Source organism: Bacillus ndiopicus, assembly GCF_000612805.1.
GTDB lineage: Bacteria > Bacillota > Bacilli > Bacillales_A > Planococcaceae > Metasolibacillus > Metasolibacillus ndiopicus.
Genome location: NZ_HG964405.1, coordinates 83,197 through 108,059, shown reverse-complemented (window position 1 = coordinate 108,059; position 24,863 = coordinate 83,197). Strand labels below are relative to the sequence as shown.

Genomic DNA, 24,863 nt, shown 5'->3' with positions numbered 1-24,863 from the left:
TTCAAAGAGAGACCTGCTCGACGCAGGTCGGATAACCGTTGTCTCAGGACGTGACGACTTTAGGTTAACTTCTATTCAGCTTGAAAAAAATCTGGACAAGAGTGCTAAAGAGGCTAATCAAAGCCCTCTTCCTGTTAAATTTTAGCGACTGGTACGCTTACAAGTTTTCTAAATCAGATTCAGTAATTAATGATTCTCTTGGCTTACTCCCACGCTGTTCTGACACAAACCCATGCTTTTCTAGCATTTCTACTAGCCTTGCAGCGCGATTGTAGCCGATATGGTATTTACGCTGAATCGACGACGTAGAAACGGTTCCTTGCTCATAAACAAATCGACATACTTCTTCAAAAAGTTCGTCCTGTGCTTCGATTGTTTCAACTTTTTTCAATAGCTCTTCTTGCTCAAAAATATAATCCGGTTGCCCTTGACTACGAACGTAACGAATTACTTCTTCAATCTCATCATCCGTTACAAATGTTCCTTGAATTCGTTGTGGTGCTGACATACCATTGCCTAAATACAGCATATCTCCGCGCCCGAGTAAACGCTCTGCTCCTTGAATATCGAGAATCGTGCGCGAATCGATTTGTGATGATACAGCAAAGGCAATACGTGTTGGAATATTTGCCTTAATCAAGCCTGTAATAACATCTACAGAAGGTCGTTGTGTCGCTACAATTAAGTGAATACCACATGCACGTGCTTTTTGTGCAATACGACAAATCGCATCCTCTACATCAGTAGGTGCCATCATCATCAAGTCGGCTAATTCATCTATAACAATTAGTAAGTATGGAAGCTTTTGTGCATATTGACCGTTTGCCTCAGCAATCGCATTATAACGCGTTATATCACGCACTTCTGCATGCATAAATAACTGATAACGACGCTCCATTTCCTCAACAGCCCATTTTAAAGCAGCGGCGGCTGCTTTTACATCTGTAATAACAGGGCTTACTAAATGGGGAATATGATTAAATGGGGCTAGCTCTACCATTTTTGGGTCAATTAACATCAGCTTTAATTCATTTGGATCGGCCTTATATAATAGACTAACCAAAATTGAGTTAATACAAACAGATTTTCCTGAGCCTGTTGCACCTGCAATTAAGCCGTGTGGCATTTTTCGTAAATCTAATGTGACAGGTTTACCTGTTAAATCTAAACCAAGTGCCGCTTCCATTGGAGATTCTGATTCCTTAAAGCCTACGCTATTTGTTACCTCTGATAATCGAACAGCACGAGATATTAAATTTGGTATTTCAATACCTATTGTGCGCTTCCCTGGAATCGGTGCTTGAATACGAATATCCTTTGCTGCTAGTGCAAGCTTTAGGTCATCTGACAAATTGCGGATTTTGCTAACTTTTGTGCCTTGCCCGATTGTAATTTCAAATTGTGTTACAGCAGGTCCTTGCATAATCGATTCAACTTGTGCAGTCACTTGATGATAAGAAAGTGCCTCCACCAATGCCTCCGCCTGTTGCTCCATCCAATCATAATCTTCCGTTTTTTGCTCAGGCGGTGCTAAAAATGTCGTTGATGGCTTCTCATAGCGTAGCTTTTGCTGAGGTACCTCTTGTACCGTTTGAGGTTCCTCTAGTGATACATCAGTTTGAACATGTGGCAGCTCCTCCACTCTATTTTTCCGTTCAGAAACATCTGCTACTTTTTGAACAGTTTGCAATGCTTCTGGCTGCGCCGAAGCAAGTTCAAACGATTGTTCCTCCGCTCCATGTTGCTGCTGTATTAATACTTCTGGTGTCTCAGCTTGTTGTTTTAGCTCCTCTTTTCCTCTTTTCATTTCTTGTTGTTGCAAATGTTGTTTGACGAATTCTCTTGCCAGCTGCTTTTGCTTATCGGACTTTAACATTAAAACATTAAATGGTAAACGGCTTCCTGATTCCGCTTGAGGTGTTTGCTCTACATGCAGTTGCCCGATATGAATTGTTGAATTTTCAATTGTTAAATTTTCCACTTTTAAATCACTCAGTAAATCAAACTCTTCCTGTTCCTCCATAATAGGCGGTTGCTCTATATCCTTATATTCAGATGTATTCATGTCTACTGGCTGTGGTGCTTGACCATCCTCTAATAATTCAATTGTTGATAAGGAAGGCGCCTCAATTGTTGCAGCCAGTTCTTGCTGTTGCATAATCTCCTCTTTATGTGGCTCTTCAGCTAATTGCTGGTCTAATACAGGAATTTCTTCTTGTTTAATCGGTTTTGAAAGATTATCTTCTACTTCTTCAGCAACAGCTCTCTCTTTTTTGGGCAGCAATTGTTCAATGGGCTTAGGTTTACCAAATCCATAAACAGGCGATGGTACATCAGTTGGTATAAAGCGTTTACGGTTTTGTAACGGATGACTTGTTTCTTGCCTTGGTTCGCTTTTGGTACGCGATTTAGTTGGATTTAAGAAGTCTGTCTCTTCTCTCGTCAAATTATTACGGCGTTCTTGAGGCTTGCTACGAAACACATTGGTCTGCCCTTTGTTTTTTTGTCTGCGTGCCAATAATTCACCAATACCAGATACTTCTACATCATAAACTGCTCGCTGCTCTTCTTGTAAATACTTAGGCAATTCAAACGTTGAATCATTAGTTTCTACGTTGTTTACTTGTCTCTGTTGCATAGATGGAGGTACTGGCTTTTTTTCCATCAGTTCTTCATCTGCAATAAGCGGAAATCGGAAGGCTGCTTTTTTCTTTTGCTGCGGCTGCTCATACTGTTCGTATTGCTCAGTCTCCTGCTCATAATCGTCATATTGTTCATCTGTATATAAAAATTTATTTATTTGTTTTTTAAACCAATTCATATGCTCACTCTTTTCTGTAAAACCTCATCTTTTTGAGGAATAGAATATTAAAAGCATACCATATTTCGCCCTTTTGAGGCAGTTATTACGCAGCAGAAATGAGGAAATAAAAAAAGATGACTCAAGCTTCTCGCTAAGTCATCTTATCAATCAAGGCTACAAGGAGTATCTACCTACTTCACCGTACCTCTACACTTTATCGTGTTGGAATTTCAAACGCTGTGCCGACCTCAGCATCCGCATCTAATACTAAAATCCCTTTTTCAGAAGGGGCGTTTGGTATCTCTAACTCACGTGCTGAGCATAACATACCAAATGAATCTACCCCACGTAAATTCCCTTCCTTAATTAATAATCCAGAAGGCATCACTGCGCCAATTTTTGCAACAACTACTTTTTGCCCAGCTTCAACGTTTGGTGCACCACATACAATTTGTAACGTTTCCGCGCCAACATTAACTGTACAAACGCTTAATTTATCGGCATTTGGATGCTTTTCTTTCGTTTCTACATAACCAACAACAAATTTTGGTGAAAAATCAACATCTAATGATAATGTTACGCTGTTTGCTGTTAATGCTGCTTCAATTTTTTCCACAAGCTCTGGTGTCATCTCCACAATCCCTTGCGCAGTTAGCTCCATGTAATTGCTAGCATTAAATAAGTTGAATGCTTTTACTTCACCTGTTGCTTCCTCTTTTAACAAAGCTACATCGCCTTGCTTCTCCACTACTGTTTTAATAATTTTCTCCGTTGCTAATTGTACTAAAAGCACATCACCTACATGCTCTTTGTTGTATGCTACATTCATTTTTTCTCTTGCTCCTTTTTCACTTTGTTTTTTGCGAGAATAAAAATTGGCTCCAAATGGCCTTCGTCATAAATAAACGATAAAGATGTGATTGGTACTGCACCAACTGAAAAGAAGTGCATCGTCATCTGTGCTAGTACATCATACCCTACTTCGTTGCGAATATCACCTATTATTAGCACATCTTGATGTGGTACAGAAACGGTCATATCTCCTTCCATTTGTGCTGCCATTTCCTTCAAAAATTGCTCGTTCAAAATACGGCTCGCATCATAGCCATCGTTATGGTTGATAAAATAATATAGGTTGCCAGCCACTTCATCTTTTTTCATTTCTGTAGGTAGCTTTTTTACAGAAAAGCGTGCAATTTCTCGCACTTGCTCTGCTGTAACATTAAGCTTTTCTAGCATTGCTTCATCAATTAATCGATAAGTCGTCCCTAAATCAAGCGCATAAAAAATTTGCGTTTCTGCTGTATGTGCTGTTGTAATAAAAGGATGCCCATCCTTTGATGTTTTCGGAAATGAGCCTGAACGGATAACAGGGTAAATAGCCGATAGTTGCTCGAAGCCTATCTCTTGCTCCTGTAGCATGGCAGCAAATGTTTGTTCAATGGTATAAACAACTTCATCGATTGCCACCTGCTTTTTCGTTGCATATTTCGCTAGTATTTCAGATAGAGAAATGTCCATACCGCGCTGTAACACTTTATGTTCAAGGCGCACTTTATCTGTTTCTTTATCATACGACCAGTCAAAAAGCTCCTCACCAAGTTGCTTTTTTAATACTTCCACAAGTTCTAGGGATTTCATATTTGTCACTTCCTTTAAATCAATTATGCATCGGCTAGCTCTAGTTCAAATTTTTTTCGGTCTTGCGTATCGTCACTACACAAATTAATCTGCACTAGTTCTTTTAAGCCTGCATGGTGTGGGTCACTCAGTTGTTGAACCTTAGAACGAATCCCTGTATTTCAAATCTATCATATTATAACAAAAAGAGCGCCCTGCTGTAGCATTGGACGCTTTATAAATATAGTTATTTAGTAATTTTTACAGAACGAACAATTTGCATCATCGTATGTAGCTTTTCTTCGATTTTGCGATCTTCAGAAAGCGTCGTCATTTTAATGCCGCCACTGCTTACGATTAATTCATAATGATCATCATCATGTTCAACAACTGCAGAAAAACCAAACTCATCTTCCGTTTCGATTTCCTGTGATTTTACTACTTTTTTAGCTTCATCAGCCATTAAATTATCGTAATGAAGCTTGCTATCCTCTTGTTCATTCGTATTCACAAATAATATATAAGAATCTTTATCTTTAGTTAAAATGTAGTTCATATCATTTGCACCTTGCTCTACTGTGTATGATTTGGGTACAAACAATTCAATTGAACCAATTGTTGTGTTAGGCACTTCAGCGCTTTCTTGAAAAATTGTTTCAGCGCTCGCGACCCCAACTTCAATTTGCTCCTGCACCGACTTGCCACATCCTGTTAGCATAAATGCAAGTCCCGTAATTGCAAGACCATGAAGCCATTTGCGATTCATACAAACTCCCTCACTTTCTATTACAGAATACATTGTAATTTATTTAAATGCAAATGTGCAAATACATTGCTTATTTCCTATCTAGATACATTATTTGGCCGACTAATAATGTTACTATATGCTCAAACATTTGTTGTCGATCTATTAAGCCATTTGAAAAAATACCAATCGCCCCTTCATTATGGCGTGTATTTTCTTTCTTAGCAAAGACATCCATTACTGGTCCAAGCTCTTGCCCACCCAGCACTTCGCTTGCTACTTCAAAAGGTAAAACAAATTGCGCCCCTGCACTACTTATGACGGTCCCATCTCTTAATGCGACCGCTCCCCAATTGCAGCAATACATCTCCTTATCAATTAGATGTACACCGCCCTCTAAGCCAACACCCCAATCTGCTTCTGTATATTGCAAAGTATTTTTTGCGCGGTTTATTGCTCCTTGTCGTGTTTCCTCACTCGATAAAGGCTGCGCCGCTACGCCTGATTCCACATTGATATGAATAAAACTTGCCTGCGGAAAATATGCACGAATGACCTTTTCCACTGCACTTGTTTTTGCTTTATTTTGTGTGCCAATTGCCACTAACAACGTCGTCATCTCCTATATAATTATTAATCAAATAGTTGACCGCCCTATAAGGGACGCCCTTATATCAAAAAAGGATGCCTTTCCTCTAAACGTTGGGCGTCTTCTATTTTTTCATTTTGTATTAAGAAAATGTCATATTTACGCGAGTTTTTGAGTTATCTGCGTTTTCTTATGGGTTATCTGCGCTTTTTTATGACTTATTTGTGAATTCCAAGAGTTATCTGCGTTTCCCTTATTTATCTTCATTTCCTAAAACCAGAAAATAAGAGTACCAGAAAAGCTTTAGCTTTCCCGATACTCCTCTTGTTGCCTTATTAAGCTTAGTCACAAAAACATGCGCTTTCTTGACAGCTTTTCTTTACACGTTTGCTTTGATTGTTTCAAGTGTTGTACGGTCAGTCGATTTTACAAGTTTCACTAATAATTCCTTCGCCGCAGCATAGTCATCAACATGAATAATCGATGAAGACGTATGGATATAACGTGAGCAAATACCGATAACTGCTGAAGGTACACCATTTAATTGTGTATGAACTTTACCAGCATCTGTCCCACCACCAGGTGATACAAAATATTGATATGGAATATTATTTGATTCAGCTGTATCTAATACTAATTCACGCATTCCGCGGTGTGTTACCATCGTACGGTCAAAAATACGTACTAAGGCGCCTTTTCCTAATTGACCAAATTGTGATTTATCACCAGACGTATCGTTAGCAGGTGATGCATCTAACGCAAAAAATAAATCTGGCTGAATCATATTTGCAGAAACACCTGCACCTCGCAAGCCTACCTCTTCCATTACGTTCGCACCTGAGTATAAATGGCTCGCAAGTTGCTCATCTTTTAATTCTTTTAATAGCTCAATTGCTAAACCACAGCCATAACGGTTATCCCAAGCCTTCGCCATAATCTTTTTCGGATTAGCCATCGGTGTGAATGGGCATACAGGAAGTATGGATTGCCCAGGACGAACCCCCATTGACTCTGCATCTTCTTTGGAATCAGCACCGATATCAATAAGCATATTTTTCATGTCCATCGGCTTTGCACGCTCTGCATCTGTTAACAAATGTGGTGGTACTGAAGCGATAACACCTGGAATTTCGCGATCCTTTGCATACACTGTTACACGTTGCGCTAGCATTACTTGATTCCACCATCCACCTAAGGTTTGGAATCGAATTAGCCCATTATCTGTAATCGATGTGACCATAAATGCCACTTCGTCCATATGACCTGCTACTAAAATTTTTGGCGCATCTGCTTGAGCTGATTTACGTACACCGAAAATGCCCCCTAAATTATCTTGAATAACCTCATCAGCGTATTTTTCCAGCTCACTACGCATAAAATTGCGTACTGCACGCTCATTTCCTGGTGCTCCTGGAAGCTCAGTTAATGTTTTAAAAAGTTGCATTGTTTCTTGATTCACTTATGATACACTCCCCTTGTTTATTTACGCATCTATTATAACATAAGTGAAAGTATTTCGTTCTTCGAATTTTCTATTTTTTACATGCCTCACCATATATGATAAAGTTAAAAACAAGGAGGGAATAAAGATGAAATTGAGAGATTTTGTTTTAGGGGTAGCAACGGGCTTAGCAGCAGCAATCATTATTAAAGAGGTAAGCGAGCGGGTAGATCCTTACCTATCTGCAGACACAGTACTACAGCAAATTAAAGCAGAATTCAAAAAAGAAGCACCGATTGATGGCTCATGGGTGTTTATGAAAGTAGAAGAGTTTAACAATGGCTTTACAACTTCTCCTGTTTATCGCGGCGGTATTTCACGCATGTTGAATGGTGAAATGGAATCATTTGAGTTCGCAGCAGATGCACGCTCTGGCGCAGTGTTAGAGCTAACAAAACTATAATGTATGTTAGTGGTGTCTTTAAGAACTCCATCTGCATATATCAGCGTTTTTCAAAATCGTTGCATTTCAAGAAACTGCTTTGCTATCAAGTAAGGCAGTTTTATATTATCCATAGAAAAAATTAAGGCGGTGTGGAAAGTGGGTCACTGCCTCACTTTTTACACCGCCTCTCTATTATTTAAACTGAATGACTGCCTCATTACTACGTTTCAAGCTATCTACAACTTCCTTGCCTGTCGCATCCCAGCCTATCATACGATAGTAGGCATCGTGATAGAAAATGAACTTATAGCCATTTTCTAATGCTTCCTTCATCAGCTTTTCCTTAGCAAAAACACTCGTCATTGGATAGTCATCGTAGGCAAGCACCCAAAGTGGATTTTGATGCGCATGTGTTGGCATAATATCTGCCATATGCAGTAACACTTCGCCGTTCTGCTCTAAGCGGATAATGGCATGTCCATCACTGTGGCCACCCGTATGCATCATTTTTAAACCTGGTGCAACTTCAAGCTCACCTTCAAATGTTTTGACTAAATGCTGTACGGGCTCCCAGTTTTCTTTCCAATAAGTGTTGCGTGAGCGAATATTTGGATTGCGCATTTCATCCCATTCGATCTTCGTTGTGTAAATTGTCGCATTTGGGAATACAGGAACAAGCTGCTCGCCTTCCCACTTTGTTAAGCCACCAGCATGGTCGAAATGCAAATGCGTCATCAAAATGCCATCAATATCCTCGGGCTTCATAGCAAGCTCTGCTAAGCTAGTCTCAATTGTTGATTGCTCTGATACTCCGAAATTGCGTAATTGCTTTTCTGTTAGCTTTCCTGCCCCAACGCCTGTATCGATTAAATAATTTTTCCCCTTATATTGAATTAAAATTGGTTCACATGCCAACTCAATTTGATTTAATTCATTGACAGGGTATTTACGCGACCATAATGCCTTCGGTACAACTCCGAACATCGCGCCCCCATCAAGAGCTGTTACCCCACCATTTAACCAAAAAAGCTTCATATCGTGAAATACATATTGATCCATCAAAATTTCCCCCAATTGCTAACTATTATTTAAATTGACATTCTAAACGATAAATCGGCTGGCCCTTTGCGGAAAACTTCTCTTCATACTCTGTCATCACATTGTCCTCTGGCATGTTAGCATGTAAATCAAGAGATACGTAGTTTAATACCATCCCATATGCATTCATGCTAACTAAAGAGTACTCAAATAAGCCACGATTATCGGTTTTAAAATGAATTTCCCCTTGGTCAATTAAGATATTTTCATAAATAGCTAAAAAACCTTCATGTGTTAGGCGGCGTTTCGCATGACGTATTTTTGGCCATGGGTCAGAGAAGTTTAAATAAACTTGACTAACATCACCCTTTGCAAAATAATCTTGTAAATTAGCGCCATTTACTTTTAACAGACGTAAATTGGCAGGCTTATCTGCCTCAATAATGCGCTCAAGTGCACAAACTATAACACTATCATATAGCTCAATACCAATATAATTAATATCAGGATTTTGTAGAGCCATTCCTAGTACGAATTGCCCTTTACCTGTGCCAACTTCGATATGAATTGGGTGATTATTACCAAATACCGCTGCCCAATTTCCTTTATGCTGTTCAGGGTTTTGAAGAATAACATCTTGATGCTCATTAATAAATTCTTCTGCCCATGGTTTGTTTCTTAGTCTCACTTTCTTTTCCTCATTTCTTTATTACATCATTTTTTATTATAACTGATTCATTCATTTTTTGTCGCATACCAACTTAATGGATTGACATGAAACTGTAATTGCTTATTTGGCACTGTCAATATTTCTCCATCAGCCTGACAAAGCAGCTCTTCGCTATGTGTTAATTGAAATTTTTGCCCTGTTAGCTGTGTCACTTCTTTTAAGCGAATATGCGTGCCTGAAAAAATCGTCATAAACAAAAGTAATAATTTGATTGCAGATATATTATGTACAACAATCACTTCAAGCATATGATCGTCGGTTTTAGATAGTGGAGAAAGTTTCATTCCACCACCAAAGTACGGTTGGTTACATACTGTCGCAAGCCAAACATTATGGAAAATGTGCTGCTCACCATCCTTCGTAATTGTTAATTCGAAGGGTTTAAAAGTAAATAATTGTTTAATTAAATAGTAAACATAGCTTAGTTGGCCGAGCCCTATTTTACCAAGTAGCCTTTTCAATGTAGAGTCGTTGGCAACCTTAGTAACCGCTGCATCAAAACCGATGCCACAATTATTCATAAAAGCGTGCTCTTTTTGCAATTTAATTATTCCACAGTCATGCTGCTTTCTAGCAGGCCGTTGCATAAAATCGAGCAATTGCTGTACAGATTGAAACGTATGATATGTACGGGCATAATCATTGCCAGAGCCACCAGCCATTACACCTATTGTTATCCATTCACAATGTAGCACACCATTGATCACTTCGTGTATCGTACCATCACCGCCGATAATAACAATACAAGTTGCCTGTTGTTGCTGTTCAGCATCCTGAGCAATTTGCTGCGCAATTTCAAAGCCATGACCTCTATAGTTTGTTGTATGTAGCGTGTAAGGAATTTTTATAGCAGGCTGCCAGCTTCGCCAACGCTTTCCCCCTCTGCCGCTCCCTGCTAATTCATTTAAAATGATATGGAGCTGCATTATTCGTCATCCTTTTTTTGCTCGCTCCATATATCTCTATGAAACGACGTTGTTTGACTAATAGCTAAAATGGATTGCGCAGCACGAATTTGCATATGCTTCATTGGGGAAACCGTGCGCCTCATTTGCTGAAGCCATTCTGGATAATTGCGTTTATCAATAAACTGTACACCGTAAGCAGAACCAGGATAATCAAAATAGCCATTGCGAGACAGCAACACTTTACGAACTGGCATTTCTACATTTGCCTGCTCAAATAGTTGTTTAACTAATGTTTCCATACGATTTAATCGAATGAAAGGATTGAGTGTCTTTTTCTCTTGCTTGCCTACTTTTTTAACCCAAAAACGTTCGCTACCACCAATATAAACAGCTTGATTTTCCTCCTCTACAACAGTAATACAAATACATTCTACAGGCGTCATAACAATCACTTCTAATTCTATCGGTGCTTTTTTCACACGCAAAATAGGATAATAAAACAATAAATAGTTGTCTGGTAAATCTAGCAGTAATGTACGCAATAACGTGTCGCGCATATACTTTGGATCAACATAGGATTTTTCGCGTAATGTAGAACTTGCCCATTTCATTTGAAAATGGAAAAATTGATCCATAAACATGCGCTTTAGCTCTTCCAACGTTTGCGGATTATAAACAATATTAGGTTCGAATAATAATGTTGTATCTTCGTCCATTATTCCTTCGTCTTCTACCTCATCAGTAGAAACTAACTCTTCAATAGGCTGTGCCTGCTTTTTTAAAGGGAATAATTTTTTTAAAAATGACAATTTCGGCTTTTCCGCTTCAACGATGTCATCTGTCGTATCGACATGCTCCCATTGTTGATTCAGCTCACCACCAGTTTCCCATTGATATTTAATGCGCTCCCATTGCACCTTTTTTAACCGTACAAATTGCGTAGGGTAGCGAGCAAAATCAATTTCGTAACGGGATATATAATCTTGTATTTTTACTAATTGGGCCATAACGAAACACTCTCCATCTACTAACTTTCGTACTACCTATTGTACATGAATCGCTAGTAAAAAAATATAGGGTTGCTAGTAGAGATACCCACATTTCCCAATAGCTCTTTTTCAATTTAGTCTATAGTAGCAATGGAAATCAATCGGTTTTTCGGTATTTTATAGATAATCCGAACAAATAAGCACACTTATCTCTTTCGATAAAATTATATTTTATCAACCAAAGTTTTTGGTGATAAACAAAAAAACACAGGCATACAAAAATTTGCTGCCTGCATTTTCTGTTAAATCGTTATTGGGGCTGGGATTTTTGTTGCAAACTGCGCCTGTAATTTACGCGTCCATAGCCCAACTTGACCATCATTGATTTTCTGTCCATCAATCTCAATAACTGGTGTTACTTCTGAAGTTGTTGACGCGACGATGACCTCATCCATTGCAAGTAACTGCTCCTTCGTCATCGCCTGTTCTTTTATTGGTAAATCAATTTCTTGTGCACATGTTAAAATCACTTGACGTGTAATGCCTTTTAAAATAAGGTTATTTGCTGGATGCGTATATAAAACGCCATCTTTAATACCAAAAACGTTCGTTGATGAACCTTCTGTTATTGTTTCACCTCGATGTAAAATAGCTTCGTAGCAGCCTTTTTCAAAGGCTTCTTGCTTCGCTAATACCGCGCCTAATAAATTTAACGATTTAATGTCACAGCGCAGCCAACGAATATCCTCAACAAATGTTGCTTTAACACCGTTTTCTAAATTCGTGATTGGACGTGAGGCTTCCACTGCTGCTCCTGTCAAAACAGGTGCAACATCTGCGCTTGGGAAAATATGATTGCGAGCTGTAGCACCGCGTGTGATTTGGAAATAAATATGACCATTGTTAATTTCGTTTGCTTCCACAAGCTCATGCAATAATTGATGTAATTTATGCTTTGTATAAGGAATCGTCAAGCGAATTTTTTCCGCACTTAAATAAAAACGATCAATATGCTCATCTGCTGTAAATAATTGTCCATTATACACTTTGATTACTTCATAAATGCCATCGCCAAACTGATAGCCGCGATCCTCTTTATTAACTACAACTTCCTCATCTGCAACGATACGATCATTTAATAAACTGTACCCCATCCTAAAAACCTCTTCTCATCTTTATTTACTTGCTAATTTTGCAATAGCCTCTGCATAAATTGCAGCAGCAGTAATTAAATTATCAATGTCAACAAACTCGTCTTTTTGGTGTGCGACATCTGCTTCTCCCGGAAATAGCATACCAAACGCCACTCCTTTGTTTAATACCCGTGCATATGTGCCACCGCCTGTTGATAATACCTTTGAAAAATCATTTGTATATTTTTGATATACACCAACTAATGTTTGTACTAGCTCATCGTCCTCTGGTACATGGTGCGGTGCTGAATTACTTGCAACATCTAGTGTAAAGTCTGTTTTTAGAAGCAACTGCTGCACTGATGTCATTTTTTCCTCGAATGAATACGTTACTGCATAACGCATACTCACTTCAATCACACCACCATTAGCATCAAATTTAATAATGCCAGGATTCAATGTTGTTTCGCCAGACATCTCATCACGATAGTTTAATTGTAACGCCGTACCAAAATGATCTTTTCCAAAAACATCTGCAATAAACTGCACAAATGCTAAACCACTACCAGTTAGCTCAGTTGTTAAAAATTTTGCTAATAATACTGCAGCATTAAGACCTTTTTCAGGCTCCATTGCATGGGCTGATTTCCCTTTTACTGTTATTATATATTCATTGCCCTCGCTTATTAAAGAACCTTCCGCCTCATTTTCCAGCAAGAATTTCTGGAAATTTGTAGCACCTTGCTGAGAAATTGTCGCTAATTTTGCCTCAGCAACATCAGGCACCATATTTGTACGTTTTCCTGCAGCAAATGATAATAATGCTTCATCCGCAGATGGTTTATTTTTCTGAGAAAAAATAAGATGTGCAATACCCTTTTCAGCGTTAATTAATGGGAAATCTGCATCTGGAGCAAAGCCAATTGTTGGCATTTCTTCTTTTTCAAAATAACGTTCTACACAACGGAAGCCACTTTCTTCATCCGTTCCGATAATCATTCGAACGCGTTTCGTCAATGGAATACCGCTATCCTTCACCATCTTCATTGCAAGCCATGCTGCCATTGTTGGGCCTTTATCATCAATCGCACCACGCCCAAATAATTTGCCATCAACAATACGCCCTTCAAAAGGAGGATATGTCCAGCCCGCTCCAACAGGTACTACATCTACATGACATAAAATACCTAATAACTCTTGTCCTTCCCCCATCTCGATATGGCCAGCCATTTGATCCACGTTTTTTACTTGCATTCCTGCTGCTTCACCGCTCTTTAGCATAAAGTTTAGAGCATCAAGCGGCCCTTTTCCAAAAGGCATATCCTCTGATGCACCCTCTTCATCCAACACACTTTCAATTTGAATTAATTGCTGTAATTCTGTAAGCAATTCCTCTTTACGTTCACGCGCAATTTGTAACCAATTCATTTATTCCACCTCATTTTTTCTAATATGGTCTATTTTACGCCTTATCCATGAAAAAACAATGAAAAACATTGAAGCATCCTATGTAAACAATAAGTAAATTTTTTATGAATTCACCTCAAATTAATAGAAATTATAGCGGATATACGCTATAATCATATTATCAGAATATTTGTTCTGATAGATTACTTTTGAAAAGGGGTTGTCTGGGGCAGAAATCAAAAGCCTACGTGCACTCCGCACATATTGTCGTCCGCTAGTCTTTGCCATGAGAATTAAGATCGAAGGAGTGGTTCACTAATTATGAAACCAACTACTGATAGAATGCTTAATCGTATTAAAGACGTGTATATGTTTATTCTTACAAAAGGAGAAGTGTCTACACAGGATTTAGTCGAAGAGTTCAACATCACTCCTCGCACCATTCAAAGAGATTTGAATGTGTTAGCCTTCAACGACTTGGTTATGAGCCCAAGTCGAGGTAAATGGACAACGACGAAGAAAAAAGTAAAACTGACATCTTAGTTCTACCGTTTTAGGTGGACGTAACAAAAAAGAATGCCCTTTTCGTCGGGGGCATTCTTTTTCTGCTTTAGATAGCTTTTAAAGGGCTGATACGGAATAACGGTTTTTGCCGCTGTGCTTTGAAACATAGAGTGCCTGATCTGCTCTGGAATATAAGTTACGCTCTGTTTCTTGTAGATCTGTTTGTAACGTTCCACCGACACTTAATGACAGTAAATTCCATGCTAAATCACTCCCCTGCCTTTTTTGACGAACCTCTTCAATCGCTCCAGTTGCAATACACTCCAATTTTTCAATCGTTGCATCTTTTATAACGATAGCAAATTCATCACCGCCGAAGCGAACGACAAACCCTTCCTTTTGAGCAAATGACTCTAATATTTTGGCTAACTCAACTAACACTATATCCCCTTTTATATGTCCATATTGATCATTTACTTGTTTAAAATTATCAACATCAAATAATAACAACCCTATTTTGTTGCACCGCTTACGCTTCAATAGCACTCCAACTTGCTCTAAATAAGTTGCACGATTGTAGACCCCTGTTAATGGATCTCGTTCTGCTTGTCTTACTGTCTTCATTAATATTAAGTTAAGAACAACAAGTGTAATAAGTGACGTCACTATTGCTACTGCCAAAGTAAGGTAAAATTGTTGGGTATTTTTTCTTAGCAAAGCTAGCTCTGCCGTATTACCGTATTTCATAAAGACAATACGCTTCGTTAAGTAACCCTTCGTTTGTTTATTATAATATGGAAGAAAACGATAGGTTTCAATCACGCCATTGTCAAGCTGCTTCTCATATTGCACAGTACGTGATGTTTCAAGTGCACGTTGAAATGCCGCTTGAAATTCTGGATCGTTACTTTTAATAGAATTGGCACTACCACCAGATGTACTTAAGTAATAGCCAGCTCCGCTTATAATCTTTATCTCCAATAAATCTTCATATTGCTGCGTTAAACTTGTTGCTGTATCAAAAAAATTGAAATCTTGGAATAAGGGGATGTCTTTTACTGGTGTACCAAGCTCCATTAAATATTGGTGATCCGGCGTAGCTAAATAGCTATATTTCCACACGCCTCCTGTTTGTCTAGAAGCTTCAATATTATCTGAAAAGAACTCTCCACTAACTCTTCTTTGTGTAAGTAGACGATCAAAATTCTCACAGCAATTGTGAAAGCTAAAACCTAATTCCTCTTCATATGTTGTATGAATTACTTTATTGGTATCATCTATTATAAATATTTCCATGCCATGCTGTTGCTTCATTTCTTCTAAATCCCATGATAAGACGTCAGGATTTACTTTATATAAGTCAGACATTTTACGTAGTTCGGCTTCTATATCTTGCGTTAATTGATTTTCTAAATGATATTGCATCAAATCAAGCGTTTGTAAATCATTTAAAACTTGGCTTTCAATAAATGATTGATTACTTAATGCGCGCTCTAGAACATCATTTTGTATTAACTTTCGATTTGTCAATGTTACAACTGTTACTAAAATAATCGCAAATACGATAAGAGACAAAAAAAGCTTTATATGCAAATTTTTCATGTTAAACACGTTCCTTCATTAAAGATTTATTTCTTAAAATGAATGATGTATATTATGATTGAATTTTTGTAGTATATCTGGAATTCTACTTCTCTCTTATCAAAAAAACGATGCGAGAAAGCACTAAATAATATTACCCAAATCTTTATAATAATTCATTATGCTATACAAATTCTAAACATTATTTTATTGTAAAATGATTTATAATTTTTATTTTTTTAGAATCATTATAAAACATGAATAAAATATTATCAAAAGTATATATAAGGTATTAATGCAGCCCTTTAAATCCATTTAAATGTAATATTTTCATTAAATAAAATTTGAATTTTATTTATAATAGACCTTTTTACTTATTTCAAATAAAAAAGTAACAATAAGAAATAAATTTTTCCTATCGTTACCTTTTTCATTGTATTTTCCCCAAAAAATAATTACTTATTTCCAATTAATAGTTCTAATTCTTCGTTCGTGACTTCCCGATATTCCCCTAACGCTAAACTCTTATCTAATATAAGCGAGCCCATCGATAGTCGTTTTAAATACGTTACTTTTTTTCCGACTGCCTCAAACATACGCTTTACTTGATGGAATTTTCCTTCTTGAATTGTCAGCTCAATTTCTGATGATGCCTCTGACTTCAAAATCACTAAATGTCCTGGCTTCGTTACATAACCATCCTCTAGCTCCACACCTGCTGCAAATGCCTTAATATCTTCCTCCGTTACTTGACCATCAATTTTCGCATAGTATGTTTTTGGTACATGCTTCTTAGGTGATAATAAATTATGCGCTAGCTGCCCGTCATTTGTAATAAGCAATAAGCCTTCCGTATCTTTATCTAAACGCCCTACTGGAAATGGCTTGAAGTGCTGTGCGAACGGATCTAATAAATCGATAACCGTTTTATCATAATCATCTTCAGTAGCTGAAATAACTCCTGGCGGCTTATTCATCATTAAATAAATATATTCTATATACTCCACACGCTCACCAAAAATCGCGACATGTTGCGCATTTGGGTCCACTTTCATTGCTGCATCTTTTACAACTACACCATCAACAGTTACAGCTTTTTGCTTCAATAATTGCTTTACTTCCTTACGGGAACCATACCCCATATTCGCTAATAATTTATCTAAACGCATAATTCCTCCTTGATAAAAACGGTCCACCACCATAATTATGATGATGGACCTAAGTATTAATTCATGCCAAATTTCTTTGCAATTTTCGTTACTCGCTCACCTAAAAGCTTTTGTGCTAATCCAAGGCGCAGTGACAAGTAGCCATAAACACCTGCTCCTGCTGCCGCACAAACAAGTACATAGACAAGTGCCAACAATTTACTATCTGCTGGTGCAATCCATTGTAAAATGAACTGTACAATCGATACAACGACAGTCATAGTAACCGTTAAAATGCAAATTAATAATATGCGGCGCATTGCTACCTTCGCATTGTATTGCAATGTTCGATGAATAACAGCAATATTAATCGCACAAGTTACCGCATAACCAAGCATCGTTGCTAAAATCGCACCATCTACTTCTAACCATTTAATTAGCGGGATATTTAACACAAGCTTTACTAAAATCCCTGTCAACAAACTGAAGATAATCCATTTTTGATAGTTGATGCCTTGCAGTAAAGAAGCCGTCACTGAAAAAATTGCAAATAAAATCGCTGCTGGTGCGTAATGCATTAATACAGTCGCCCCACTCTCGCTTTGTTCGTATAAAACATGATACAAAGAAGGCGCTAATATCATAATGCCAACGACAGCAGGTATCGTAACAAATAATAACACTTGATACATTTTATCCATCGTACTGCGCAAGGTTTGGAGCTGACCAAGCGTAAAGTATTTCGTAATTGTTGGAATTAAAGCCATCGACAAACCAGTCGCAAGCATCACCGGAATAATAACGATTTTATGCGTCAATACATTGAGCATTGAAAAGTATGTATCAGTTAACTTCGCGTCAACCCCTTTTGCAATCATCGCACCATTAAATGTTAACATATCGACAAGCTGGAAAAGTGGGTTAGCAATCCCTACAAAAATAATTGGAATCGAATATGTGAAAATTTCCTTATAAATTTCGATATATGATACTTGATGGCTTGCAATCGAATTCACTTGCAGAGCTTGAAACTCAGGTTTAAGCTTTTTCCAATAATAATACAGGACTAACAAACCGCCAAGTGCCCCAATAAACGCGGCAAATACCGCAAAATTAATCGCTGTTGCTGGCAAGCCTTTCAAAAGCACAATTACAATAAATGAACCGCCTAATAGCGCTGTAATACGTACAATTTGCTCAATCAATTGCGAAATGGATGTCGGCATATAATGGCCATATCCTTGGAAATAACCGCGAATTAAGCTCATTAATGGTACAACTAGTAAGGCATAACTCACCCAACGAATCACTGAAGCGATTTGCTCCACACTGTATAATTGTTCATCATCCGCAATAATCATATTCGCTATCGGTGTTGCGAGTGAATTTAATAAAATAAACGATGCGAAACCTGTTAATAGCATAACAATCACGCCAGATTTCATTAAACGCACGCCCGTCTTGTAATCACCAAGCGCATTGTATTTTGCCACAAATTTTGCAACACCGAGTGGCAATCCAGAAATCGCAACTGACAGCATAATTGTATATGGGACATATGCATATCCATAAAGTGCTATGTTTTCTTCTCCTACAATTGCATAAAACGGGAATAAGTAAACAAGTCCTAAAAGCTTTGATAAAAATAACCCGATTGTTAAAATCGCGGTTCCTTTCATTAATGATGACATATTATTCTTCCTATCTTTTATAAATCTAATCTCACGATGCAATTAGTCTATTTGTAAGTTTACATCTACAAGACCATTAACTCAAATAAATTGTGTATAATAAATAAAGAAAAATCAATTGCACGACAAAGTGAACCTTCAATCAGTGACTCCCACTGATTGGCTGTTTCATCAATCGAGTTTTTACAGCCTGTTAATACGGGAGAAAGTGAGCTAATAATTATGTATGATATTATCGTAATTGGCGGTGGACCATCTGGGTTAATGGCGGCCATCGCAGCTGCAGAACAGCAGAAAAAAGTTTTATTAATCGAAAAAGGCGGAAAGCTTGGTAAAAAATTAGCCATTTCTGGTGGTGGACGCTGTAATGTGACTAATCGCCTACCAGTAGAGGAAATTATTCGCCATATTCCAGGTAATGGTCGTTTTTTATTTAGTCCTTTTACTGTTTATAATAATGAAGATATTATTGCCTTTTTTGAAGGCTTAGGCGTTGCTTTAAAGGAAGAGGATCATGGTCGCATGTTCCCTGTATCTAACCGTGCACAGGATGTTGTTGACGCGCTTGAAAAACAGCTTAAAAAGCTGGATGTGGAGGTGCGCTTACATACAACAGTGCAAAAAATGTTACTAGATGAAGAGCGCGTTTTTGGTGTACGATTACAGGATGGCTCTGAAATACGTGCGAATGCAGTAATTGTTGCAGTTGGAGGAAAGGCAGTACCACAAACAGGTTCAACAGGAGATGGTTATCCATGGGCAGAACGAGCTGGTCATACTGTAACAGAGCTATATCCAACAGAAGTTCCTGTCTTGTCAAAGGAGCCATTTATAGTATCACGTGAGTTGCAGGGCTTAGCATTACGCGATGTCGCAGTTTCTGTATTAAATGCAAAAGGTAAGCCACTCGTTACACATACGATGGACATGCTCTTTACCCATTTTGGCTTAAGCGGTCCAGCTATTTTGCGTTGTAGCCAATTTATCGTGAAGGAGCGTAAAAAAAATAGCGGTGCGCCAGTGCAAGTACGCATTCAGACGCTTACTTCCTATAACGAGGAAGGCTGCTACCAAATGCTGTTACAAACAATTAAAGCCGAGCCAAAAAAAGCGGTCAAAAATTTATGGAAGTCCCTTGCTCCTGAACGCTGGCTATTGTTTTTATTAGAACGGGCTGGAATTGATAGCACACTTACAGGCGTAGAGCTTTCTCAAGAAAAAATCCGCGCAATAGCTCGCGAGCTTACAGCCTTTACTATGGATGTACATGGCACACAGCCTCTCGAAAAAGCCTTTGTAACAGGCGGCGGTGTATCGGTAAAAGAAATTGAACCAAAAACAATGGCTTCTAAGAAAAAGCATGGACTTTATTTCTGTGGGGAAATTTTAGATATTCATGGCTACACAGGTGGCTACAATATTACTTCTGCCCTTGTGACTGGACGTATTGCTGGGATGAGTGCGGGAAGCCTGTAAAATACTAAAGACTATGGAAAAGTAAAAATACTTTTCCATAGTCTTTAATTAAGCCACCTCTCAAAATCAATTATCCTCAAGCAAATTTCCTTGTCGGTCATAGTAGTGAATAGTGAATTGTCCGTCATCGCCTTGCATATTTACGGGTATGGCTAAATAATAAACGCCCTCCTTATTTTTTGATATATTTAAGGACACAGTTTCTTTTGTTACTACATTTTCAATTTCAATGCGCTCAATGTTGTGGTTGGCTGGTAAAGCAAAAATATTCCCTGCTGAATCCCCTTCGTATACTGCTACCGATGAAGGTATTTTTAACACATCATCTCTTCCCCAAATTGTGCTCTGCCGTAAATAACCCCGTCTTTCCTTTATATAAAAAAAATTTGACAGAATACAGATACCATCACCTGCATCTATTAATACAACTAGTTGATTACCGTATTTTTCAATTTTAACAATTTCCGCTTCTGATACATCCGTCCATTCCCCCATAAAGTCCTTATAGGAATTAAGCGATTGCTCCAATAGCTCCTCTTCATCTGTCGCAACTACCATAAGAGGTGGTTTTACGAAGCTATATAACATAAAAAGCAAAACGACTACTTGAAAAGCCGCAAAATAATAATTTCTTTTTTTGCGCCAATTGCTATAAAGAAAATACATAATAGCGCTGTATAAAGCTAGTGTGCCGATAATTTGCCAAAAATCCATATAAAAGATTTCCATATTCGGTAGCTGGCTCTCCCCTAGCTTGGAAACATTCCTTGCCCCATAAGCTTTTTCAAGTTTTTTTATTAAGGTTGGTGCCTGCTCAGTTAGCTGCTCAAACGTTGTGATTTCTGGAAAAATCACTTGCGTACTAGCATCACCTACTATGAATGTCATATGCTGAAGTAACTCAGCTAATATACGGCCATCCTTTTCACCAAGGGTTGCTTGTTGTAATGACCAATCGCTTGTCGATAAATATTGTATCCTAGCCTGCTTTTCAAAATCACTTGCCACAACTGCTGAAAATTGTTGCCAACGCTCCATATATATATGTTCAATAGATGCTCTACTTTTACTACTAACTGTTTGCGTTATCTGAGGTGAATCTTTAACAAGGAAAAATAGTAATAGCATCACGCAGCATGTTGTCAACACTGTCAATGAAAATGACCATACTGTCCTTTGTTTACGTTGTACCTTCTGAAGCGTCTCAATTTTTTTCGTTTGCGAAAAAGTTCCTTCTTTATAAGCGTCCTTCATTGCCTTTTGAATGGGGTCTTTCATATAGCTCTCCCTCCTCTAACATCTGACCTAGCATCTGTCGCGCTCTTCTTAATCTTGTTTTCACCGTATTAACAGGAATTTTTAAAATCTCGCTGCTTTCTTCCAATGAAAATTCGGCAAAATGAAATAGGACGATAACATCTTTATATTTCGTTGGCAAATTTTCAATCGCATAAATAAGCTCTTGCTGTTCATCTTTATACAGTACTTCTAGCTCTGGTGTATGTGCTGTTTTCAACCATTTTTGAAACAATTCTGACACAATGACTTTTTTATATTTCCAGCTCATTAAATAATCATGTGTCACATTGATGGCAATACGATATAAATAGGTTTTAACTGATGCCTCGTGACGAAATTTTGAAAGCGAACGATAGTAACGGATAAAGGTCTCCTGTGTTAAGTCCTCTGCTGTTTGCCAATTATGTACATATGTATAAATAAGCTGGACTAAATAATCCCCGTAAGCATCCATCGCTTGCTGCAATAGCTCATCATGCTGCTCCATGCGCTCACCTCCAAATAACAATTTTTAGTTAGACTGCTGTTGCCATATAAAAGTTTCACTTTTTTAAGAAATATAAAAAAGTGCGAGAAAGATAGGTATCTATCTTCCTCGCACCCTCTAAGTTATTTAATTTGTCTTGCAATCTTTTCTGTTAAGCGTGTCGTTACTTTCGGTAACACCATTTTAATTACTGGTGTCAATACTGCACCAGATAACCCTCCTGCATTGACCTCTAGAATGCCAGTCATTGTCGTTTGGTCTGCCGAACCCTCTGCAGTAAATTTTCCGCTACCAGTAAAATTATCCGTTAAACCTTTAAGCTCAAATTTAATGCTAGAAGGCTCATTAAATTCGATAATGTTTAATTCCATTTTTACTGTCTTCTTAAGACCTTTGAAACTTCCCTCGAAAGTCCAAATTGATTTTTGCTCATCAATTTGCTCGTATTCCTTATACGCTGGAACCATTGTTGCCCAATGCTCAATTTTACTAACGTAATTCCAGACTTTCTCAACAGGTACTGGAATCGTTACTGAATGTGATGCTACTGCCATGCGTTTCACTACTTTCTTTTATTTCTTTATTGTTACCTATGTCATTATATAGTTTGAGGCTTTATTTTTGCTAGTAATTGTTGTGCTTTTTTTTCGATTTCTTCAAAATTTTCCCCAAGTGTAACAGGGCATAGAGGTTTGCTAATTAAAAAACCTTGGATAGAATCACATTGTGCTTGCTCCAAATAAGCCAATTGTCGCTCTGTCTCAATTCCTTCTGCTACAACACTTAGCTTCAAATGCTTGGCCATTGATAAAATTAACAATACAATGGCATCCTCTTCTTCATTTTTATCTATGTTCCAAACAAAACTTCTATCAATTTTCAAACAGTCTATAGGAAAATCCTTCAAGTACGAAAGCGAAGAATAACCTGTCCCAAAATCATCCACAGCAATGGTAATACCAAGCTCCTGTAGCTTTTGAATAACTGCCGTTATAGAGCCTGTATTGATTGTCATGCTTTCTGTAATTTCTAATTGCAAGTAACTAGTATCAAGCTCTGTTTCATCTAAAATTTCTTGGACACTTTCTACAAAATTATCTTGTAGTAGTTGCCCCAATGATAGATTTACAGCAACCTTAAGAAAATGACCTTGTGATTGCCATTCCCTTGCCTGTTTACAAGCTTCCTTCAATACCCATTGTCCAATTGGCACAATAAGCCCTGATTCCTCTGCGAGAGGTATAAATTCTCCCGGCGAGATAAAACCACTTTTGCCATGATTCCATCTCACTAGCGCTTCTACAGAGTATATTTTACCCGTTTGTAAATTAAATTGTGGCTGATATTCAACATACAGTTCATTTCTTTCAATTGCTTGTCGTAAATCGTTTTCTAGTAAAATACGATTTGAGCGAGTTTCTGACATTTTTTCCTCATAAAATAATACATTACTGCTATCACTTCGAGCCTCATACATTGCAAATTGTGCATATTTCAACAGTTCTTCTGCTTTATCAGCATCTTTCGGGTATTGTGCAATTCCAACATTAAAACGACTATTTAAAGAAAAATGCTGAATTCGAAATGGCTCATCCATCATATTTTGCAAACTTTGGACAATTCTACATAAATGCCAATCATCAAGATCTTCAATATATATAGCGAAAAGCTCTTCTCTCAATAAATAAACCGAATATTGTGAAGGTAATATTTGAGTAATTTTTTGAGCAACTGATCGTTTAAAAATATCTGCATAATTCGAACCAAGTGTTGAACGAATCATTAATAGTCGATCGATTTCTAAAACAATAACTGTTTTAACACGCTTATCTACAGTTAATGAACGATTTAACTGCTCTTTAAAATAACGTTCATTCGGAAGCTCTGTTAACTCATCATAGTATGCTAATTTATGAGCGATTCGCTCCGATTTTTCCAAAGAGTCTTTCGCCTCTAAAATTTCTCGATAAGGCTTTTCTATGCCTGAGTAATAAATTGTTTGAACAACCATATAGTACGCAGTCAACTGCAACAAATGTCCTACAAGATTGTTAATACTAAATCCATCTGGAAACATTAAAAATAATATGTCACTTATTAATAAACAAATTGAAGCAAAAATATAATATAAATTTTTCTTTTTCGTTCCTTTTTTCAATACAACAATAATAAAGACAACTTGTAACATCATTGCTATTACATGTAAAGAAAGCTTTAAGTTTGTCGCTCCTTGCTCATCCATTAATCGTGGCAAAAAGGATGTCGGTGTATAAACAAGGAAAATAAAGGCACTTATGCTTACCGCAATAGCTGCAACGAAAAGCATCATATCACGAACACTAACACGCTTTAATCTCATAAAAAAGAATATACTTAGACCAATTGGCAAGACAAATCTAGTAATCATATAAAACCAAATCGTTCGAGACATATCGCTTTCATAAAAGAAAAAGGGCATGCCTGTATATGTAATTGTATGTAAGACTTCCATAATCGCAATACAAGTAAAAATTGCTACCAAAAAAATAAGGCGATTCGTTATACTATAACGCATTACTGTTAGTACATAAATAATGATAGATATAGTAGCTGCAATAATCATCATTTCTAAAATAAGATGAATAATAACATAATTATCCATACCAAAAATACCATATAAGTAATCGTCAGCTAGCAACGAAATTACTACGCTAAGTATGATAATTATAGTTAGGCGAATGGGGTGTTTAATATATATAAATTTGTCTACTTCATTTCCCATAATCTCATCCCTTTGCAGTCATTTCCTTTTAATGGCTATCTACAGGCTATTTTAACATATTCCTATTA

22 protein-coding genes are annotated in these 24,863 nt (G+C 37.5%); 3 read left to right on the top strand and 19 right to left on the bottom strand.

Annotated elements, in window-relative coordinates; genetic code table 11:
- Positions 1-157 precede the first annotated feature (157 nt).
- The 6 genes from TY13_RS08855 to TY13_RS08830 all read right to left on the bottom strand — a co-directional run bounded on the left by TY13_RS08855 (position 158) and on the right by TY13_RS08830 (position 7,216).
- The gene (locus tag TY13_RS08855) at positions 158-2,821 is read right to left on the bottom strand and encodes a DNA translocase FtsK (RefSeq protein ID WP_042474546.1); all 2,664 of its coding nucleotides are present in this window, start codon (positions 2,819-2,821) and stop codon (positions 158-160) included.
- A gap of 196 nt (positions 2,822-3,017) precedes the next feature.
- On the bottom strand, positions 3,018-3,632 hold the full coding sequence (gene ytpR / locus TY13_RS08850) for a YtpR family tRNA-binding protein (protein ID WP_042474544.1): 615 nt from the start codon (positions 3,630-3,632) through the stop codon (positions 3,018-3,020).
- Positions 3,629-4,444 (bottom strand): DUF1444 domain-containing protein, encoded by an 816-nt coding sequence (locus TY13_RS08845; protein ID WP_042474542.1) that lies wholly within the window; start codon positions 4,442-4,444, stop codon positions 3,629-3,631. Before TY13_RS08845 ends, ytpR begins: the two co-directional genes overlap by 4 nt.
- Before the next feature lie 226 nt (positions 4,445-4,670).
- Complete coding sequence (locus TY13_RS08840) at positions 4,671-5,189, bottom strand: hypothetical protein (RefSeq protein ID WP_042474537.1); 519 nt, start codon at positions 5,187-5,189, stop codon at positions 4,671-4,673.
- A gap of 70 nt (positions 5,190-5,259) precedes the next feature.
- Positions 5,260-5,787: a DUF84 family protein gene (locus tag TY13_RS08835; RefSeq protein WP_042474533.1), complete on the bottom strand. Its 528-nt coding sequence runs from the start codon at positions 5,785-5,787 to the stop codon at positions 5,260-5,262.
- 349 nt (positions 5,788-6,136) lie between these two features.
- The gene (locus TY13_RS08830) at positions 6,137-7,216 is read right to left on the bottom strand and encodes a M42 family metallopeptidase (RefSeq protein WP_042474530.1); all 1,080 of its coding nucleotides are present in this window, start codon (positions 7,214-7,216) and stop codon (positions 6,137-6,139) included.
- Positions 7,217-7,346: 130 nt separating this feature from the next.
- On the opposite strand from TY13_RS08830, the gene TY13_RS08825 reads away from it, so the two are divergent.
- On the top strand, positions 7,347-7,661 hold the full coding sequence (locus TY13_RS08825) for a peptidase M4 (RefSeq protein ID WP_042474527.1): 315 nt from the start codon (positions 7,347-7,349) through the stop codon (positions 7,659-7,661).
- A gap of 174 nt (positions 7,662-7,835) precedes the next feature.
- On the opposite strand, the gene TY13_RS08820 is transcribed toward TY13_RS08825, so the two are convergent.
- From TY13_RS08820 to pepV, 6 genes are all read right to left on the bottom strand, one after another.
- Positions 7,836-8,702, bottom strand: a complete 867-nt coding sequence (locus tag TY13_RS08820) for a YtnP family quorum-quenching lactonase (RefSeq protein ID WP_042474524.1) — start codon at positions 8,700-8,702, stop codon at positions 7,836-7,838.
- A gap of 25 nt (positions 8,703-8,727) precedes the next feature.
- A complete protein-coding gene (gene trmB, locus TY13_RS08815; RefSeq protein WP_042474522.1) occupies positions 8,728-9,369 on the bottom strand; it encodes a tRNA (guanosine(46)-N7)-methyltransferase TrmB in 642 nt (213 codons plus the stop codon).
- A 47-nt stretch (positions 9,370-9,416) separates the two neighbouring features.
- Positions 9,417-10,337, bottom strand: a complete 921-nt coding sequence (locus TY13_RS08810) for a diacylglycerol/lipid kinase family protein (RefSeq protein WP_042474519.1) — start codon at positions 10,335-10,337, stop codon at positions 9,417-9,419.
- Complete coding sequence (locus TY13_RS08805; protein ID WP_042474517.1) at positions 10,337-11,326, bottom strand: hypothetical protein; 990 nt, start codon at positions 11,324-11,326, stop codon at positions 10,337-10,339. The genes TY13_RS08810 and TY13_RS08805 overlap by 1 nt, the downstream gene beginning before the upstream one ends.
- Positions 11,327-11,610: 284 nt before the next feature.
- On the bottom strand, positions 11,611-12,462 hold the full coding sequence (gene dat, locus TY13_RS08800; protein WP_042474515.1) for a D-amino-acid transaminase: 852 nt from the start codon (positions 12,460-12,462) through the stop codon (positions 11,611-11,613).
- 21 nt (positions 12,463-12,483) lie between these two features.
- Entirely contained in the window at positions 12,484-13,869 is a 1,386-nt protein-coding gene (pepV, locus tag TY13_RS08795; RefSeq protein WP_042474513.1) for a dipeptidase PepV, read from the bottom strand.
- A gap of 300 nt (positions 13,870-14,169) precedes the next feature.
- Here pepV and TY13_RS08790 point away from each other — a divergent pair, with 300 nt between their 5' ends.
- Positions 14,170-14,391, top strand: coding sequence for a DeoR family transcriptional regulator (locus tag TY13_RS08790; protein WP_042474511.1), 222 nt, complete (start codon positions 14,170-14,172; stop codon positions 14,389-14,391).
- A gap of 78 nt (positions 14,392-14,469) precedes the next feature.
- Here the strand turns inward: TY13_RS08790 and TY13_RS08785 are convergent, their stop codons facing one another.
- The 3 genes from TY13_RS08785 to TY13_RS08775 all read right to left on the bottom strand — a co-directional run bounded on the left by TY13_RS08785 (position 14,470) and on the right by TY13_RS08775 (position 18,772).
- Positions 14,470-15,954, bottom strand: coding sequence for a GGDEF domain-containing protein (locus TY13_RS08785; protein WP_042474509.1), 1,485 nt, complete (start codon positions 15,952-15,954; stop codon positions 14,470-14,472).
- A 434-nt stretch (positions 15,955-16,388) separates the two neighbouring features.
- A complete protein-coding gene (locus TY13_RS08780) occupies positions 16,389-17,102 on the bottom strand; it encodes a pseudouridine synthase (protein WP_042474507.1) in 714 nt (237 codons plus the stop codon).
- Positions 17,103-17,158: 56 nt separating this feature from the next.
- The gene (locus TY13_RS08775; protein WP_042474504.1) at positions 17,159-18,772 is read right to left on the bottom strand and encodes a putative polysaccharide biosynthesis protein; all 1,614 of its coding nucleotides are present in this window, start codon (positions 18,770-18,772) and stop codon (positions 17,159-17,161) included.
- A 216-nt stretch (positions 18,773-18,988) separates the two neighbouring features.
- On the opposite strand from TY13_RS08775, the gene TY13_RS08770 reads away from it, so the two are divergent.
- Complete coding sequence (locus tag TY13_RS08770; RefSeq protein ID WP_407637723.1) at positions 18,989-20,248, top strand: BaiN/RdsA family NAD(P)/FAD-dependent oxidoreductase; 1,260 nt, start codon at positions 18,989-18,991, stop codon at positions 20,246-20,248.
- A 66-nt stretch (positions 20,249-20,314) separates the two neighbouring features.
- Here the strand turns inward: TY13_RS08770 and TY13_RS08765 are convergent, their stop codons facing one another.
- The 4 genes from TY13_RS08765 to TY13_RS08750 form a co-directional block, all read right to left on the bottom strand.
- Complete coding sequence (locus tag TY13_RS08765) at positions 20,315-21,526, bottom strand: hypothetical protein (protein ID WP_042474503.1); 1,212 nt, start codon at positions 21,524-21,526, stop codon at positions 20,315-20,317.
- Positions 21,486-22,034 carry a sigma-70 family RNA polymerase sigma factor gene (locus TY13_RS08760; RefSeq protein WP_042474501.1) on the bottom strand — a complete coding sequence of 183 codons (549 nt, stop codon included), beginning with the start codon at positions 22,032-22,034 and terminating at the stop codon, positions 21,486-21,488. Before TY13_RS08760 ends, TY13_RS08765 begins: the two co-directional genes overlap by 41 nt.
- 122 nt (positions 22,035-22,156) lie before the next feature.
- Positions 22,157-22,588 carry a CoxG family protein gene (locus TY13_RS08755; RefSeq protein ID WP_042474499.1) on the bottom strand — a complete coding sequence of 144 codons (432 nt, stop codon included), beginning with the start codon at positions 22,586-22,588 and terminating at the stop codon, positions 22,157-22,159.
- Positions 22,589-22,632: 44 nt separating this feature from the next.
- Positions 22,633-24,795 (bottom strand): bifunctional diguanylate cyclase/phosphodiesterase, encoded by a 2,163-nt coding sequence (locus TY13_RS08750; protein ID WP_052344277.1) that lies wholly within the window; start codon positions 24,793-24,795, stop codon positions 22,633-22,635.
- Between the last annotated feature and the right edge of the window lie 68 nt (positions 24,796-24,863).

Bases quoted from the DNA above. Each gene is read 5' to 3' on its own strand.
- TY13_RS08855 (WP_042474546.1), bottom strand. From the start codon at position 2,821: ATGAATTGGTTTAAAAAACAAATAAATAAATTTTTATATACAGATGAA.
- ytpR (WP_042474544.1), bottom strand. From the start codon at position 3,632: ATGAATGTAGCATACAACAAAGAGCATGTAGGTGATGTGCTTTTAGTA.
- TY13_RS08845 (WP_042474542.1), bottom strand. From the start codon at position 4,444: ATGAAATCCCTAGAACTTGTGGAAGTATTAAAAAAGCAACTTGGTGAG.
- TY13_RS08840 (WP_042474537.1), bottom strand. From the start codon at position 5,189: ATGAATCGCAAATGGCTTCATGGTCTTGCAATTACGGGACTTGCATTT.
- TY13_RS08835 (WP_042474533.1), bottom strand. From the start codon at position 5,787: ATGACGACGTTGTTAGTGGCAATTGGCACACAAAATAAAGCAAAAACA.
- TY13_RS08825 (WP_042474527.1), top strand. From the start codon at position 7,347: ATGAAATTGAGAGATTTTGTTTTAGGGGTAGCAACGGGCTTAGCAGCA.
- TY13_RS08820 (WP_042474524.1), bottom strand. From the start codon at position 8,702: ATGGATCAATATGTATTTCACGATATGAAGCTTTTTTGGTTAAATGGT.
- TY13_RS08810 (WP_042474519.1), bottom strand. From the start codon at position 10,337: ATGCAGCTCCATATCATTTTAAATGAATTAGCAGGGAGCGGCAGAGGG.
- TY13_RS08805 (WP_042474517.1), bottom strand. From the start codon at position 11,326: ATGGCCCAATTAGTAAAAATACAAGATTATATATCCCGTTACGAAATT.
- dat (WP_042474515.1), bottom strand. From the start codon at position 12,462: ATGGGGTACAGTTTATTAAATGATCGTATCGTTGCAGATGAGGAAGTT.
- pepV (WP_042474513.1), bottom strand. From the start codon at position 13,869: ATGAATTGGTTACAAATTGCGCGTGAACGTAAAGAGGAATTGCTTACA.
- TY13_RS08790 (WP_042474511.1), top strand. From the start codon at position 14,170: ATGAAACCAACTACTGATAGAATGCTTAATCGTATTAAAGACGTGTAT.
- TY13_RS08785 (WP_042474509.1), bottom strand. From the start codon at position 15,954: ATGAAAAATTTGCATATAAAGCTTTTTTTGTCTCTTATCGTATTTGCG.
- TY13_RS08780 (WP_042474507.1), bottom strand. From the start codon at position 17,102: ATGCGTTTAGATAAATTATTAGCGAATATGGGGTATGGTTCCCGTAAG.
- TY13_RS08775 (WP_042474504.1), bottom strand. From the start codon at position 18,772: ATGTCATCATTAATGAAAGGAACCGCGATTTTAACAATCGGGTTATTT.
- TY13_RS08765 (WP_042474503.1), bottom strand. From the start codon at position 21,526: ATGAAAGACCCCATTCAAAAGGCAATGAAGGACGCTTATAAAGAAGGA.
- TY13_RS08760 (WP_042474501.1), bottom strand. From the start codon at position 22,034: ATGGAGCAGCATGATGAGCTATTGCAGCAAGCGATGGATGCTTACGGG.
- TY13_RS08755 (WP_042474499.1), bottom strand. From the start codon at position 22,588: ATGGCAGTAGCATCACATTCAGTAACGATTCCAGTACCTGTTGAGAAA.
- TY13_RS08750 (WP_052344277.1), bottom strand. From the start codon at position 24,795: ATGGGAAATGAAGTAGACAAATTTATATATATTAAACACCCCATTCGC.